Source organism: Ramlibacter sp. P4_H7 (assembly GCF_056400765.1).
Genome location: NZ_JBFUKP010000001.1, coordinates 1 through 15076, shown reverse-complemented (window position 1 = coordinate 15076; position 15076 = coordinate 1). Strand labels below are relative to the sequence as shown.

General features: G+C 69.1%; 15 protein-coding genes. 7 read left to right on the top strand and 8 right to left on the bottom strand.

The genetic code is table 11. The features are described from left to right. The first annotated feature begins 16 nt into the window (after nucleotides 1-16). Nucleotides 17-955: a hypothetical protein gene (locus tag AC1DSA_RS00075; protein WP_477884795.1), complete on the top strand. Its 939-nt coding sequence runs from the start codon at nucleotides 17-19 to the stop codon at nucleotides 953-955. A gap of 19 nt (nucleotides 956-974) precedes the next feature. After that, nucleotides 975-1748: a type III pantothenate kinase gene (locus tag AC1DSA_RS00070; RefSeq protein WP_477884793.1), complete on the top strand. Its 774-nt coding sequence runs from the start codon at nucleotides 975-977 to the stop codon at nucleotides 1746-1748. Here the strand turns inward: AC1DSA_RS00070 and AC1DSA_RS00065 are convergent, their stop codons facing one another. Beyond that, nucleotides 1749-2846 (bottom strand): M14 family metallopeptidase, encoded by a 1098-nt coding sequence (locus AC1DSA_RS00065; RefSeq protein WP_477884791.1) that lies wholly within the window; start codon nucleotides 2844-2846, stop codon nucleotides 1749-1751. After that, complete coding sequence (locus AC1DSA_RS00060) at nucleotides 2843-4039, bottom strand: M20 aminoacylase family protein (RefSeq protein WP_477884789.1); 1197 nt, start codon at nucleotides 4037-4039, stop codon at nucleotides 2843-2845. The genes AC1DSA_RS00065 and AC1DSA_RS00060 overlap by 4 nt, the downstream gene beginning before the upstream one ends. Nucleotides 4040-4126: 87 nt before the next feature. On the opposite strand from AC1DSA_RS00060, the gene argE reads away from it, so the two are divergent. Beyond that, nucleotides 4127-5296 carry an acetylornithine deacetylase gene (argE, locus tag AC1DSA_RS00055; protein ID WP_477884787.1) on the top strand — a complete coding sequence of 390 codons (1170 nt, stop codon included), beginning with the start codon at nucleotides 4127-4129 and terminating at the stop codon, nucleotides 5294-5296. On the opposite strand, the gene AC1DSA_RS00050 is transcribed toward argE, so the two are convergent. After that, the gene (locus tag AC1DSA_RS00050) at nucleotides 5293-6423 is read right to left on the bottom strand and encodes an ABC transporter substrate-binding protein (protein ID WP_477884785.1); all 1131 of its coding nucleotides are present in this window, start codon (nucleotides 6421-6423) and stop codon (nucleotides 5293-5295) included. The genes argE and AC1DSA_RS00050 overlap by 4 nt on opposite strands. A gap of 87 nt (nucleotides 6424-6510) precedes the next feature. Between AC1DSA_RS00050 and AC1DSA_RS00045 the strand changes: the two genes are divergently transcribed. The 3 genes from AC1DSA_RS00045 to AC1DSA_RS00035 are packed head-to-tail and all read left to right on the top strand — an operon-like array spanning nucleotide 6511 to nucleotide 10089. Continuing rightward, complete coding sequence (locus tag AC1DSA_RS00045) at nucleotides 6511-8571, top strand: molybdopterin-containing oxidoreductase family protein (RefSeq protein ID WP_477884783.1); 2061 nt, start codon at nucleotides 6511-6513, stop codon at nucleotides 8569-8571. A 17-nt stretch (nucleotides 8572-8588) separates the two neighbouring features. Next, complete coding sequence (locus AC1DSA_RS00040) at nucleotides 8589-9665, top strand: aminopeptidase (RefSeq protein WP_477885931.1); 1077 nt, start codon at nucleotides 8589-8591, stop codon at nucleotides 9663-9665. Continuing rightward, nucleotides 9658-10089 (top strand): polyhydroxyalkanoic acid system family protein, encoded by a 432-nt coding sequence (locus AC1DSA_RS00035; RefSeq protein WP_477884781.1) that lies wholly within the window; start codon nucleotides 9658-9660, stop codon nucleotides 10087-10089. The genes AC1DSA_RS00040 and AC1DSA_RS00035 overlap by 8 nt, the downstream gene beginning before the upstream one ends. Before the next feature lie 28 nt (nucleotides 10090-10117). On the opposite strand, the gene AC1DSA_RS00030 is transcribed toward AC1DSA_RS00035, so the two are convergent. Next, nucleotides 10118-10372 (bottom strand): acyl-CoA-binding protein, encoded by a 255-nt coding sequence (locus AC1DSA_RS00030; RefSeq protein WP_477884779.1) that lies wholly within the window; start codon nucleotides 10370-10372, stop codon nucleotides 10118-10120. A 93-nt stretch (nucleotides 10373-10465) separates the two neighbouring features. On the opposite strand from AC1DSA_RS00030, the gene AC1DSA_RS00025 reads away from it, so the two are divergent. Continuing rightward, nucleotides 10466-11875 (top strand): wax ester/triacylglycerol synthase family O-acyltransferase, encoded by a 1410-nt coding sequence (locus tag AC1DSA_RS00025; RefSeq protein WP_477884778.1) that lies wholly within the window; start codon nucleotides 10466-10468, stop codon nucleotides 11873-11875. A 3-nt stretch (nucleotides 11876-11878) separates the two neighbouring features. Here the strand turns inward: AC1DSA_RS00025 and AC1DSA_RS00020 are convergent, their stop codons facing one another. The 4 genes from AC1DSA_RS00020 to AC1DSA_RS00005 all read right to left on the bottom strand — a co-directional run bounded on the left by AC1DSA_RS00020 (nucleotide 11879) and on the right by AC1DSA_RS00005 (nucleotide 15055). Then, nucleotides 11879-12337, bottom strand: a complete 459-nt coding sequence (locus AC1DSA_RS00020) for a hemerythrin domain-containing protein (protein WP_477884777.1) — start codon at nucleotides 12335-12337, stop codon at nucleotides 11879-11881. 64 nt (nucleotides 12338-12401) lie between these two features. After that, nucleotides 12402-13175, bottom strand: a complete 774-nt coding sequence (locus AC1DSA_RS00015) for a tetratricopeptide repeat protein (protein WP_477884776.1) — start codon at nucleotides 13173-13175, stop codon at nucleotides 12402-12404. A 46-nt stretch (nucleotides 13176-13221) separates the two neighbouring features. Continuing rightward, a complete protein-coding gene (locus tag AC1DSA_RS00010; RefSeq protein ID WP_477884775.1) occupies nucleotides 13222-13878 on the bottom strand; it encodes a TetR/AcrR family transcriptional regulator in 657 nt (218 codons plus the stop codon). A 7-nt stretch (nucleotides 13879-13885) separates the two neighbouring features. Next, nucleotides 13886-15055 carry a patatin-like phospholipase family protein gene (locus AC1DSA_RS00005; RefSeq protein ID WP_477885929.1) on the bottom strand — a complete coding sequence of 390 codons (1170 nt, stop codon included), beginning with the start codon at nucleotides 15053-15055 and terminating at the stop codon, nucleotides 13886-13888. Nucleotides 15056-15076 lie beyond the last annotated feature (21 nt).

Genomic DNA, 15076 nt, shown 5'->3' with positions numbered 1-15076 from the left:
GTTTACCATTGCGGCCATGCCCGACCATTCCGACGACGACCGCACGGCGTCCCTGATGACGCCCGCCAAGCTGGCCCAGCTGAAGGTCCGTCCCGCGCCCGCAGCGTCACCCGCTGCCTGGTTGGACCAGATGGCTGCCGACGCAGGCAGCGGCCACGTTCGCCGCCTGCTGGAACTGCGCCAGCAGCTGGAGGCGCAGATGCGGGAGCGCGATGCCCGCGCGATTGGCACCGCCTGCCACGCGCTGTACGACGCCATCGACAAGCTGGACTTCGCCCTGCTCGAGCCCAAGGGCTGGCTCGCCCGGGCGGCGGGCAAGGGCAAGGAAGCGGCCGCGAGCTACCTCGCGCAGCACGAACGCGTGAGCCGGGCCGCCGAGGACCTGGCCGACGAAGCGCGCGACCTGCAACGCAAGCAGCAGGCGCAGGCGACCGCCACCGAGCGGCTGCTGATGGAGTTCGGCGTCGAGATCAGGGCGCTCGAAAAGATCATGGACCAGGGGGCGCGCTGGCTGCAGGACATGCGCAACCAGCTGAAGACCCGCCAGGCCCAGGGCGGCGACGCTGCGGTGCAGGAGCAGATCCGGCAGGACACGGGCCGATGCGAGGTGCTGGTGGGGCGACTGAAGCAATTGCGCGCCGCCAACTCCGCCGCCCAGGAGGCGGCCGAGCGCAGCCAGGGCGCCGCCGGCCGCCGCGCATCGCTGCTCGAAAACGTGCAGCAGCTCCTCGACAAGGAATGGAAAGGCAGCCGGCAGGGCCTCGATGCCCTGGCCGAACAGGCCGCCGCCACCGGTTCCGCGACAGAGGGCGTGGACCGCGCGCGCCGGGCGCAGCAGGAATTGCGTTCGGCCCTGCAGCAGGCGGGCCAGGACTGCAGCACGCTGCAGTCGCAGGAGCAGGCGGCCGCCGACATGCTGGCGGGCCTGCTGGTGCCTTTGCAGGCCGCGGCCTGACTGGATCGTCCCCGGCACCATGAGCTTCCTGGCCGTCGACGTCGGCAATACGCGGCTGAAATGGTCGCTCTATCCCTCCGCGACGGTGGGCGCCGAGCCCATCGCCACGGGCGCCGAATTCCTGGAGAACATCGACAAGCTGGCCGATGGCGAATGGGCCACGCTGCCCGCCCCCGGCAGCATGCTGGGATGTTGCGTCGCCGGCGATGCGATCAAGCGCCGCGTCGAGGAGCAGATGGAGGAGCTCTGGGTCGTGCCGGCGCACTGGGTCGTGGCCAGTGCGGTCGAGGCCGGCGTGATCAACGGCTACGACCATCCGACCCGCCTGGGCGCCGACCGCTGGGTCGGCATGATCGGCGCACGCCACCGCATGCTGGCCGAGGGCCCCAAGCGGCCCATGGTGGTGGTGATGGTCGGCACGGCCGTGACGGTGGAAGCCGTGGACGCGGAGGGGCGCTTCCTGGGCGGCTTCATCCTGCCGGGCCACGGCATCATGTTGCGCGCGCTGGAAAGCGGCACGGCTGGCCTGCACGTGCCGACCGGCGAGGTCCGGGAGTTTCCGACCAACACCAGCGACGCGCTCACCAGTGGCGGCACCTTCGCCATCTCCGGCGCGATCGAGCGCATGGTGCAGCACGTGCGGCGCCGCTGCGGGGCCGAGCCCGCCTGCTACATGACGGGCGGCGCGGGCTGGAAGATGGCACCGCACATGTCGGTGCCCTTCGAACTGCTAGAAAGCCTCATCTTCGACGGGCTGCTGGTGATCGCGCAATCGCGCGCCGGCGCGGCCTGATCAGGCGCGGAGGCCGTCCACCGCCTGGAGCAGCGACTCGCGGGCCTGCGCGACGATCTGTTCGCGCCACCTGTCCGTATCGGTGTAGAACGCCCGCATCACCTGGGCGCGGATCGCTTCGGCCAATGGCGCCGGGGCCTCGGGGTGCGCGTTGAGCCATTGCTCCGCACGCAGCGCCTGCAGGGTTTCCAGCACCGGCACCGTGCCGTATTCGAGCGCCATGCCGGTGTACTCCGCCTGCGGGCATTCCTCGTAGATCGCTGTCCACATCATTCCCGTCAGGAAGGCGGACGTGGAGGAGCCGTCGTAGATCGACGTGACCGGCGTGCGCCCCTCGCCACCCCACCACTGCCTGGCCCGCGCGCTCGCCTGCGCATCGTCGCGGCCCGCGTAGATCCGCTCGCCCACGCCGCTGGGGCCCAGGCCGGTGTGGAAATCGATCCATGCGATGCGGCCCGCGCGGCGGCCGTGGGCGCCCAGCACCTCGCGCACCGCGAGGTTGCTCCAGGTCGGGGCGCGCCCGCCATAGAACAGGCCATCGGCAAACTCGTATTGGCCGCGCGTCACGGCGGACTGGTAGGCCTGCTCGCCCCGGCGCGCAATGTAGTCGCCGAGGGCGCGCACGTTGTCCTCGTCGGGCGGCCAGTTCCGCGGCACCAGCAGCGGCTGCAGCTCGCGGTAAGCGGTGTTGACCGGCAAGGGCGCGGAGAAGTCGTGGAAGTTCCGGTTGAGGTCGACGTTCTCGTGCGTGGTGCGGCGGATGTGCGAGAAGCCGTAGGGATTCAGTGCGTGGATGTAGAGCACGGCCACGCCCGCCTCGGCGATGCGCGCACGCCATTCGGCATCGCGCAGCGCCGCCACCTGCACGCCGCTGCCGCAGTAGCCCTCGACGCCGTGGCAGGCGCTGCTCAGGATCAGCAGCCTGGAGGCATTGGGATGGCCATCGCGGGCGACGTCCATGGCAAGCGCTTCGCCGTGCAGGCCCGGGAGCGGATGCGGCCTGGCCTCGACCGCGAGGCCGGCACCGGCCGCAGCCTCCAGGAACTTCTGGCGTGCTTCCGCGTAGCTGCTGGAAAATGCGTCCCGCATGCCGCTCATGCGCGGCCCTGGGCGAGCCACTCTTCGGCCAGGCGCACCCAGTAGGTCGCGCCCAGCGGGATCAGGTCGTCGTTGAAGTCGTAGCTCGGGTTGTGCAGCATGCAGGGGCCGGCGCCATGGCCCATCTCGCGGTGGCTGCCGTCGCCGTTGGCGATGAAGCAATAGGCGCCGGGCTTGGCCTGCAGCATGAAGGCGAAGTCTTCCGCGCCCATGGTGGGCTCCTGCACCAGCACGTTGTCGGGCCCCACGATCGTGCCCAACACCTTGCGTGCGAAGTCCGCCTCCGCGGCGGAGTTCACCGTCGCCGGATAGTTGCGGTGGAACTCGAATTCGCAGGTCGCCTCGTGCGCGTGGCAGGTGTGCTCTGCGATGCGCTTCATGCGCTGTTCGATCAGGTCCTGCACCTCGCCGCGGAAGGCCCGCACGGTGCCCTGCAGCTCGCAGCTGTCCGGGATCACGTTGGTGGCTTCGCCGGAATGGATCATGGTGACGGACACCACGCCGGCGTCGATCGGCTTGATGTTGCGGCTGACGATGGTCTGGAAGGCCTGGACGATCTGGCAGGCGATGGGCACCGGGTCGGTCCCCAGGTGCGGCATCGCGCCGTGGCCGCCCTTGCCGCGGATCGTGATCTTGAATTCGGCCGTGGAGGCCATCACCGGTCCGGGGCTCACGGCGAAGCGGCCCACCTGGCCGCCCGGCCAGTTGTGCATGCCGAACACGGCCTCCATCGGGAATTTCTCGAACAGGCCGTCCTTGATCATCTCCCGCGCGCCGCCGCCGCCTTCCTCGGCCGGCTGGAAGATCAGGTACACGGTGCCGTCGAAGTTGCGGTTCTTGGCGAAGTGGCGTGCGGCGCCCAGCAGCATCGCCACGTGGCCGTCGTGGCCACATGCGTGCATCTTGCCGGCGTGCTGGCTGGCATGCGCGAAGGTGTTGAACTCCTGCATGGGCAGGGCGTCCATGTCCGCGCGCAAGCCGACGGCCCGGCTGGAGCTGCCGTTCTTCACGATGCCCACCACGCCCGTGCCCCCCAGCCCGCGGTGCACGGGGATGCCCCACTCGGTGAGCTTGGCCGCGACCAGGTCGGCGGTGCGCACTTCCTCGAAGCAGAGTTCGGGATGCGCGTGGATGTCGCGGCGCAGCGCGACGATGGAGGCGGCTTCGGTGACGATGGAGTCCAGGAGCTTCATGGGGAGTCGGGTGCTGCGGGGGGATCCGCCAGTCTAGCGAGGTGCAAAAGGCGTGCCTATGAGGGATATTCCGTGACAATGCCCCGCATGGCAGTCCCCGCTTCCACCCCTCGCGCCCTCGAGCTCGCGCGCACGCTGGTCGGCATCAACACGGTCAGCGCGAACTCAAATCTTCAACTCATCCATTGCGTCCGCGATGAACTCGCCAGGCTGGGCGTGAAGTCCCGGCTGAGCTACAACGCGGAGCGCACCAAGGCCAACCTGTTCGCCACGCTGGGCGAAGGCAAGCCCGCCGGGATCATCCTGTCCGGCCACACGGACACGGTGCCCTGGGATGGCCAGGACTGGTCGGTCGATCCGCTGGCCGGCGTCGTCCGGGACGGGCGCCTGTACGGCCGCGGCTCCGCCGACATGAAGGGCTTCATCGCCACCGCGGTCGCGCACGCCGGGCTGTTCCTGGAGAGCCAGGCGCCGTTCGCGATCCACCTCGCCTTCAGCTTCGACGAGGAGGTCGGCTGCTTCGGCGTCAAGGAGTTGATCGCCGACCTGCGCGACGCCGGCATCGCGCCGCTGGCCTGCATCGTGGGAGAGCCCACCAGCATGGTGCCCGCGATCGCGCACAAGGGCGTCTACCGCTACCGCTGCTGCGTGCGCGGCAAGGAGGCGCACTCTTCGCTGACGCCGCAGTCCGTCAACGCCATCGAGCTGGCGGCACGGGTGATCGGCCGCGTGCGCGACCTGGCGGACACGCTGGAGCGCGAGGAGCCGCGCTACGAAGGCTTCGACGTGCCGTACTCCACGGCCAGCGTCGGCCAGTTCCACGGCGGCATCGCGGACAACGTGGTGCCGCGCGACGCTGAGTTCCGCTACGAATTCCGGGACCTGCCCACCGCCGACGCCCGCGCGATGCAGCAGCAGGTGGTGGCCTATGCGCGTTCGCTGGAGCCGGCGATGCAACGGGTCGCTCCGGAGACGGGCTTCCGGTTCGACACGATCTGCGAGGTGCCGAGCTTCCTCGGTTCGCTGCAGGATGACGTCACCCGGCTGGCCATGCGCCTGGCCGGCGATCAGCGCACGACCCTGGTGGGATTCGGCACCGAGGCGGGCCTGTTCAAGCAGGCGGGCATCCGCACCGTGGTGTGCGGTCCCGGCAGCATCGGCCAGGCCCACCAGCCCGATGAATACGTGAGCCTGGAGCAACTCGCGCGGTGCCAGGCCTTCATGGAGGGCCTGGCCGAAGTGCGCGGACTGGACTAGATCCGGACGCGGCCGTCGGCCGTGAGCATCGACAGCTCGACGAAGCGCGAGGCGACGTGGTTGGCAGCGGAGAAGCCGACGTTGAAGCCGCCGAACGATTCGTCCCGCACGGTCTCCAGCGAGGCGATGAGCGTGTCGCGCGTGGGCCTGGCGGGGCCGCGCCGCAGGCCTTCGACCATCACCTTGGCCGCGATGTAGCCCTCCATGCTGGAGAAGTTCACCTGGTAGTCGGCGCCGCCCTTCTTCGCGGCATCCAGGAATTCGCGCGTGATGGCGCGCGCGGCGCTGTACGGGGAGGGCACCACTTGCGACACCACCACCCCGGCGGCGTCCTTGCCCAGTTCGTCGGCGAGGGCCTGCGTTCCCACGAAGGACACGTTGAAGAAGGTGCCGCCGAAGCCGGCGGCGCGCGCGGCGCGGATGAAGGCGGCGCAGGACTTGTACGCGCTGACCTGAACGATGGCGTCCGGCTGCGCCGCCACCAGCGTCTTCACCGCTGCGGCGACGTTGACCGTGTTGCGTTCCACCGTGGCCTGGGCGACCGGCTTCATGCTGCGCGTCTTCAGCGCCAGCTCCACGCCGTCCAGGCCCGCCTTGCCATAGGCGTCGTTCTGGTAGAAGACCGCGATCTTCTGCAGCCCCAGCGAGGTCAGCTGCTTGACGATCAGTTCCGTCTCGTCGTTGTACGAGGCGCGGATATGGAAGGCATAGCGGTTGAATGGCTGGCGCAGCGCCATGGCGCCCGTGAACGGTGCGAAGAACGGGACCCGCGCGGCGGTGGCCAGCGGCAGCGCCGCGACGCTGGTGGGCGTGCCGATGTAGCCGAAGAGGGCGAGGGGATCCTCGTCGATCAGCTTCCTCGTGTTCTCGGCGCAGCGGTCCGGCTCGTAGCCGTCGTCGGCCTTGATCAGCTCGATGGGACGCCGCTGCACGCCGCCCTGGGCGTTCACCTGGCTGAAGTACAACTTCGCGCCTTGGTGGAACTGGATCCCCAGCTGTGCGGCGGGCCCGGTGAACGCCGCCGACTGCGCGAACAGGATGCGTTCGGATTGCGCGCGCAGGGCCGGGGCGCCCACGAGAACGGCAGCGCCGGCAGCAGCACGGGTGAAGGCACGTCGGTTGAGCATGAGGCCCCTGTGGAGTGGCAGAGTTCGCGGAAAGCTGGTGCGTTCACGCTGCGCCACCGCGAATTGATTTTGGACACAATGGACGACATGGCTGCCATCCCCCAAACGGGCGCTTCCCCCCTGCGGCAGGTTCTGGGTGCTTGTCCCCACGACTGTCCCGATACCTGCGCCCTCGTGACCACAGTACAGGACGGTGTGGCCGTTCGTATTCAGGGCAATCCCCTGCATGGGCCCACCGCCGGCGTTTTGTGCAACAAAGTCGCGCATTACGTGGAGCGCACCTACCACGGTGGCCGACTGCTGCAACCCATGCGGCGGGTCGGTCCCAAGGGCTCCGGCCGCTTCGAAGCCGTCAGCTGGCCTGAAGCATTGGACGACATCGCCGCCCGCCTGGGCGCCATTGCAGCGCGGAACCCACAGGCGATCCTGCCTTACAGCTACTGCGGCACCATGGGCCTGGTCCAGGGCGAAGGCATGGCGGCCCGCTTCTTCCACCGCCTGGGCGCATCGCTGCTCGATCGCACCATCTGCGCTTCCGCCGGGGCCGAAGCCCTGACCCAGACGCTGGGAGGCAAGGTCGGCATGAAGGTGGAGTTCTTCGCCGAAGCCCGGCTGATCCTGATCTGGGGCAGCAACTCCATCGCGAGCAACCTGCACTTCTGGCGCCTGGCCCAGGAGGCGAAACGCAATGGCGCGCGCCTGGTCTGCATCGACCCGCGGCGCAGCGAAACGGCGGAGAAGTGCCACGAGCACGTGCAGCTGCTGCCCGGCACCGACGCGGCCCTGGCGCTCGCGCTGATGCACGAACTGGTGGTCAACGACTGGCTGGACCACGACTACCTCGAGCGCCACACCCTGGGCTGGGAGGCGCTGCGCGAGCGGGCCCTGCGCTGGTCGCCCGAGCGCGCCGCGGCGGTCTGCGGCGTGCCTGCGCAGCAGATCCGGGACCTGGCGCGGGACTACGGCACCACGCGGCCTGCCGCCATCCGCCTCAACTACGGCATGCAGCGGGTGCGCGGCGGCGGCAACGCGGTCCGTGCCGTGGCCTGCCTGCCCGCCCTGACCGGCGCGTGGCGCCATCGCGCCGGTGGCATGCTGCTTTCCAGTTCCGGCTTCTTCCCGTCCGACCGGGCCTACCTGCAGCGGCCCGACCTGCTGGGGGGCCGCACGCCGCGCACCATCAACATGGTCACCATCGGCGACGACCTGCTGCGGCCCGCCTCGCCCTCCTTCGGGCCCGCGATCGAAGCGGTCGTCGTCTACAACAGCAACCCGCTGGCCGTCGCGCCGGAGTCCGCCAAGGTGGTGCGCGGCTTCGAGCGGACCGACCTGTTCACCGTGGTGCTCGAGCAGTTCCAGACCGACACGGCCGACTACGCCGACTACCTGCTGCCCGCCACCACCCAGCTCGAACACTGGGACATTCACGCCACCTACGGCCACACGGACGTGATGCTGAACCGGCCGGCCATTGCGCCGGTGGGCGAGGCGCGTCCCAACTCGCAGGTGTTCCGCGAACTCGCCGCCCGCATGGGCTTTTCCGATCCCTGCTTCGGCGAGAGCGACGAGGAAATGTGCCGCCGGGCGTTCGGCGACCAGGTCCCGTTCGACTTGCTGCTGGAACAGGGATTCGCACGCCTGCCGATTCCGGAGGCGCCGTTCGCCGAGGGGCGCTTCCCGACGGCGTCCGGGCGCTGCGAGTTCTACAGCGAGCGGCTGGCGCGCCAGGGACTCGACGGACTGCCGGACCACGTGCCGAACTACGAAACCGCGGGCAGTTCGCAGAAATATCCGCTGGCGATGATCTCGCCGCCCGCGCGCAATTTCCTCAACTCCAGCTTCGTGAACGTGGAGAGCCTGCGCGATATCGAGGGCGAACCGCTGCTCGAGATGAACGCGGAAGACGCCGCCCCGCGCGGACTGGCGGACGGCCAGGTCGTGCGCGTGTTCAACGACCGCGGCGAATACGTCTGCAAGCTGCGCGTGTCGCCGAGGGCCCGTCCCGGCGTCGTCAACGGGCTCGGCATCTGGTGGCGCAAGCTGGGGCTGGCGGGCACCAACGTGAACGAACTCACCAGCCAGCGCCTGACTGACCTCGGGCGGGCGCCGGTGTTCTACGACTGCCTGGTCGAAGTCCGGCCCGCGTGAGGAAGAAGGTCATCCTGATGGGGCTCGCGGCAGTGGCAGGAGTGGCGGTGGCGGCAAGCCTGTGCCTCTCCGGCTGCGCGAACGTGGGCTATTACTGGCAGTCCGTCACCGGACACCTGGGGATCATGAACGCGGCCCGCCCGGTCGACGAACTGGTGCGGGAGCCGCAGACCTCCGACCGCCTGCGGCAGCGGCTCGTGCTCTCCCAGCGCATCCGCGACTTCGCGGTGCGGGAACTCAAGCTGCCGGACAACCCGAGCTACCGCCGCTACGCCGACCTGCACCGGTCCGCGGCGGTGTGGAACGTCACCGCCGCGCCCATCTATTCGCTGGAGCTCAAGACCTGGTGCTTCCCGGTGACGGGCTGCGTGGGCTACCGGGGCTATTACGACGAGCGCGAGGCCAAGGCGGAGGCCGGGGTCCTGCTGGAGGAAGGCTACGAAACCAATGTCTACCCGGTCACGGCGTATTCCACTCTCGGCCTGATGAACTGGGCGGGCGGCGACCCCTTGCTCAACACCTTCCTGGGATATCCGGAAGGCGAGCTCGCCCGCCTGATCTTCCATGAACTCGCGCACCAGGTCGTCTACGCCAAGAACGACACGACCTTCAACGAATCCTTCGCCACGGCGGTCGAGCGGCTGGGAGGCACCCGCTGGCTCGAGACCCAGGCGGGCGAGTCCGCCCGCTCGGAATACGCCGCCTTCGACCAGCGCCGCCGCCTGTTCCGCGAGCTGTCGCGCGGCACGCGGGAACGCCTGAACGCCTTCTACCAGTCGCCTGGCCTGGACCCCGATGCCAGGGCCGAAGGCAAGCGTCGCCTGATGGAGCAGTTCCGCAGCGACTACGAGCAGATGAAGGCGGCCGCCGGCGGGGATCCTGCGCTCTGGCGCGGCTACGACCGCTGGGTGCGCGAGGCGAACAACGCCTTCTTCGGTGCGCAGGCGGCCTACGACGAACTGGTGCCGGGCTTCGAGGCCCTGTTCCGCATCAAGGGCGGCGACTGGACGGCGTTCTATGATGCCACCCGGCAGCTCGCCGCCCTGCCGAAGGAAGAGCGGCATCGACAACTGAAGGAGGCCGCTGGTGGCTGACATCCACATCGTCCGCGAACACAGCCTCGGGCTCGAACAGGCGCGCAAGCTCGCTTTCCGCTGGGCCGAGGTCGCGGAGAAGAAGCTGGAGATGGACTGCACCTACGAGGAAGGCAAGACCCACGACGTGGTGAGCTTCAAGCGGCCGGGCGCGAGCGGCGAACTCAGGGTCACGAAGGACCGGTTCCAGCTGAATGCCCGCCTGGGCATGCTGCTGGGGGTCTTCAAGGGCAAGATCGAGAGCGCCATCGTCGACAACCTCGACCAGCTGCTGGCGCACAAGGATCCGCTCCATGCCTTCGAGCAGGGCTTGGCCAGGCACGAGACCCGGCACGAGGGCAAGCCTGCCAAGCCGCCCAAGCATGCCAAGCCGGCTGAGCACGTCGAAACCAAGCACAAGGCAGCGCCGCGCAAGGCCAAGTAGCTTCGGCCAACGGCGATGCCGCTGGGTCTCAGCTGAGGGACTGGATCAGGTCGATGTATTGACGCTTGGCGTCGTCGCCGGACGTTCCCTTGCAGCCGTTCCACGCGTCCCATTTGGCGCGGCCGATCATGTCGCCGAAGCCGGGCTTCTTCTCGGCGTTGTCGCCGACGGTGGCCTGCTTGTACAGGCCGTAGATCTTCAGCAGCGTGGCGTTGTCGGGACGCTGGGACAGCTTCTTGGAATTGGTGACGGCGGCTTCGAAGTCGGCGTTGAGGTCGGCCATGGATGCTCCTGCGGTTCTTGGGGGTCGGCTATCTTAAATTCACCGGCGCGCCCAGAATAGGGCGGCCCATCCAACGACGAGGAGGCAGGTGCGATGAAGCTGGCCGAGAGCATGTCCAAGGTGGACACCGCGTGGCTGCGCATGGATTCGGCGAGCAACCTGATGATGATCCTCGGCGTGTGGACGCTGCGGCCCCGCGTGCGCTACGACGGCCTGTGCCACCGGATCGAGGAGAGCCTGCTGCAGTACCCGCGCTTTCGCCAGCGCGTGGTGGAGGACGGCGGCCACGCGAGCTGGGTCGAACACGAGGTCGACATCCGCCAGCACGTGGTGCGCGAGAAGCTGCCCCGCCACAAGGGGGGCGCTCAGGCGGCCCTGCAGAAACGCATCGGCGAGCTGGCGATGACGCCGCTCGATCGGCGCCGGCCGCTGTGGCAGATGCACCTGGTGGAGGACTACGAGGGCGGCAGCGCGCTCATCATCCGCATCCACCACTGCATCGCCGACGGCATCGCGCTGATCGCGGTGACGATGTCGCTGGTGGACGGCGGCGCGCCGCCGCCCCTGCCCCGCGAGCAGGAACCGGGCGATGCGGAGGCATGGCTGTCGGACGGGCTCCTCAAGCCGCTGGCCAGCCTGGTGATGCGCGGCGTCGGGGCCGCGGGCGGCGGCGCCGCGCGCTCGCTGGCCCTGCTGCTGGATCCGCAGAAGGGCATGCGCGGGTCCAGGGATCTCGTGCACAACGCCTTCCAGCTGGTGAGCGATGCGGCCGCACTGCTGCTGATGCCGGACGACTCGCCCACCCGGCTGAAGGGCAAGCCGGGCAGCACCAAGCGGGTCGCCTGGTGCCCGCCGCTGCCGCTGGACGAGGTGAAGGCGATCGGCAAGGCGCTCAATTGCTCGGTGAACGACGTGCTCCTCAGTTGCGTGGCGGGCGCCATCGGCGAGTACCTGCGCACGCAGGGCGACGCCGTCGATGGCGTGGAGATCCGCGCGATGATCCCGGTGAACCTGCGGCCGATGGAGCACGCCCACAAGCTGGGCAACCACTTCGGGCTGGCGCCGCTGGTGTTGCCCGTGGGGATCGCCAACCCGATCGAGCGGGTCTACGAAGTGCGACGCCGGATGAATGCGCTCAAGGGCAGCACGCAGCCCCTGCTCGCATTTGCGGTCCTGGCACTGGCGGGCCTGCTGGCCAAGCCGGCGCAGGACGCGATCATGGGGCTGTTCGGCAGCAAGACGACGGCGGTGATGACCAACGTGCCCGGGCCGAGCGACAAGCTGCGCTTCCTCGGCGCCACGCTGGAGCAGGTGATGTTCTGGGTGCCGCAGTCCGGCGACATCGGCCTGGGCGTCTCGGTCCTGAGCTACGGCGGCAGCGTGCAGTTCGGCGTGATGACGGACACGCTGCTCTGCCCGGACCCGCAGGACATCATCGACCAGTTCGAGCCCGAGTTCGCCAAGCTGTCGCTGGTGACGTTGATGCTGCCCTGGGGCGAGTGAGCCTCAGGCCTCCTGCTTGATCCGCAGCGTGGTGAACTCCGCCTCGTACTCTTTCGCAAGCTGGATCTTCTGTTCGTCCGAAAGGACCTCGCCGGCCTGCGGAAAGAACTTGTCTTCCTCCTCCTTCAGGTGGTGCTCGACCTTCTCGCACAGCTTGCGGCAGCACTCCTCCCATTCGGCGGCGTGCGGGTCCACCTGGTCCAGGTGTTCGACCATCTCGTCCATCTCGTGGTGTTCGGCGATCGCATGGCGCGACAGGTCCACCGACTGGTCGTGCTGCATCAACGGGATGTAGAAGCAGCGTTCCTCCGCGGTTTCGTGCGCCGCGAGTTCAGCCTTCAGCTCCTCGAAGACATGCGCGCGTTCCTCGGTCGCCTGCCGGCTCGCGAGCAGGCGCGCTGAGAGTTCCCGCTGCGCCTTGTGGCTGACCAGCAGGGCCTGGAAGATGTTGATGGGCTCCATGGAGGGGCATTGTTTCCCCCGGCTGAGCCTGCGCTTGTAGTCAACGGGCGCGAAGCCCGGTAGGTCATGCTTCGAGTTCCGCCCGCGCTTGTTCTACGTCCAGCCACTCCTTGGCATCCAGCGGCTTGATCGCGGCAGCCTGCTGGTACAGCCGGGTGGATTGTTCGAACATCCCGTCGCCTTCGAGCATGACCAGCCCGTTGGCGTACTCGATCAGCGCGATGGCCGACCGCGGGTTGAGCTGCAGCGCCTCCTGGAACATGCGCAGCCCGGTCTCCTTCTTCGCGCCGTAGGTCATGCCGCCGATCAGGCTGCCGACCTTGTCGATCACCTCCGCGTGGAAGGTGCCCAGGGCGGCGTGCGCGTCGGCGTGCCGCGGCTCCAGGCGGATCGTTCGCTCCAGGGCGTCCTTGACCTTGCCGCCCAGGCCCAGCGCCAGCGCCTTCGCCACGCTGATCCCCTGGCTGTAGCGGCCGGTCGCGTACGCGTACCAGTACCAGGCGTTCGGGTTCTCCGGCTCGTCCGCGGTCTGCTGCTCTGCGCGCTGGGCCGCCTGCTGGAACAGGTCGAGCCTTGCCTTCTCGCGGCCTTCCAGGTAGTTCGCGTACATGCTGGTGGCCTTGTTGGCGACCGTGATGCCGGCGCCGCCGGCCGCCAGACCGGCCTGCGCCGCCCGTTCGAACTCGCCGTCGTGGAACAGGACCCACGCGGCCAGCACCTTCGGATCGACCGGCAGCGGCTCGGCGTCGCCGGCGTGCAGGCGTGTCCATGCGCGCGTGAGGCCGTCCGCGTCGTAAGAGAAATCGCCAAGCCGCGGGAAGGCGGTCCAGGAGGCCATGCTGTGCCGTGTCTCCTTCGTTGCCTGGCTTCGCCCGCTTGCCCCGTCAGCCGCCGTCGTAGGCGCCGGCCAGCCGCAGCAGGTGCGTGCGTTGCGCAGGTTCCAGATAGGGTACCAGCAGATGGAGCACGTGGTGGGCTCCACGCAGCAGCGCCCGCTGCGCAGCCTCGCCTTCCAGCGCGTGGCGGGGATCGCGCACGTACTCATAGCTGAGCCAATAGGTGAGCACCACCACCATGCTCGTCGCCGTCGCTTCCACTTCGCGCGAATCGATGCGCACCGCGCCGGTGCGGCTCATGCCGTCGAGCAGGGCGCGGACGGCGCGGGTCTTGTTCTTCAGGACAGACTGGAAGTGCATTTCCAGCCGCCGGTTCTTGGACAGCAGGTCGTTGAGGTCGCGGTACAGGAAGCGGTACTGCCAGATCAATTCGAACAGCGTGTGCAGGAAGAACCAGGCGTCCTCCACGTCGCGCACCCCGTCGGCCGCATTGAGCAGGTCGCCCAGCGCCGCCTCGTAGCGGTCGTACAGCGCGTTGATCAGCTCGTCCTTGGCCGGATAGTGGTAATAAAGGTTGCCCGGGCTGATGCTCAATTCGGCCGAGATCAGCGTGGTGGAGACGTTCGGCTCGCCGAAGCGGTTGAACAGGTCCAGCGTGACCTCGAGGATGCGCTCGGCGGTGCGGCGTGGGGCCTTCTTTGCCATCGTCGTGTCAGGCAGGACGCAGGGCGTGGTCGAGGTCGTCCAGCACCGTGCCCAGGCGCCCCAGCGCGGAGGCGAGTCGGCGCGGCCGCGCGGGGGTGACCAGCAAGCGCGCGGGATCGTGCAGCGCATGCGTGTGCAGCCCCACACCGTGGCGCGCGAGCAGCTCGCCCACCTGCGCCTCGTTCGCTCGCAACCAGCTGCGGGTCTGCTGGTAGGCGTGTTCGGCCAGGCGCCGCCGCTGCCCGTAGCTGAAGGGATTGGCGGTGAACAGCTCCGGATCGCGCGGGTCGGGTTCGACCAGCAGGATGTCCGTGCCCGGCCAGGCGTGCGCGTAGTGCTTCAGGCCGAGCGCGAGCCGCGAATGGATCAGGGTGCGGAAGGTCTGGCCCAGGACGGCAGCGAGCCCGCCGTCGGCGATGCGTGCCGCCTGGAACGGCACCAGCGGATTCAGCGCCAGCACCAGGTCGACGCCTTGCTGCAGCGCGGCGGAGGCATGCATGGTCTTGGTGAGCGCGCCGTCCACGTAGTGGAGGCCCTCGATCGGCACCGGCGGGAACAGGCCGGGCAGGGCGCAGGTGGCCTGCACGGCGCGGGAGATCGGGACGTGGTCCCAGCCGGGACTGCCGAAGGCGACTGGCCGGCCGGTGTCCAGTTCGGTGGCCAGCAGCGTCAGGCGCCCACGCAAGTCGCGGAAGTCATTGCTGCGCCCCGGCCGCGCGAAGATCGCGGAGAGTCGCCGGTGGATTTCCTCGTTGGAGAACAGGCCCGTGGGCAGCGCGGGCGCCAGGCCTTCCAAGGCCTGCAGCAGCGGTTTGCGCCCCCAAGTCGCCTGCAGGAACGCCGTGAGCGCCAGCGCCGGCAGGCGGCGGGCTCGGTCCATGAATTCGCGGTACGCGGGCACGGTGAGCCACGCCGGGTCGAACACGTCGCCGTCCCGGGCGCTGTTCTCGATGAAGCCCGCACACATCTCGCGCGGCCGCAGGCCGTTGGCCAGGCCCGCCGCGATGAAGCCGCCGGCGGAGACACCGACGTAGTGCTCCAGCCGCGCGAAGTCCACGCCCTCCAGCGCTTCTTCCAGCGCGCACAGCGCGCCGATCTCGTAGATGGCGCCCAGCGGACCGCCGCCCGCCAGCGCCAGCGCGATGCGCGGCGCCCCCCGGGAGCGGGCGCGCCGCACGCTCACCCGGCAGCCTTGCGC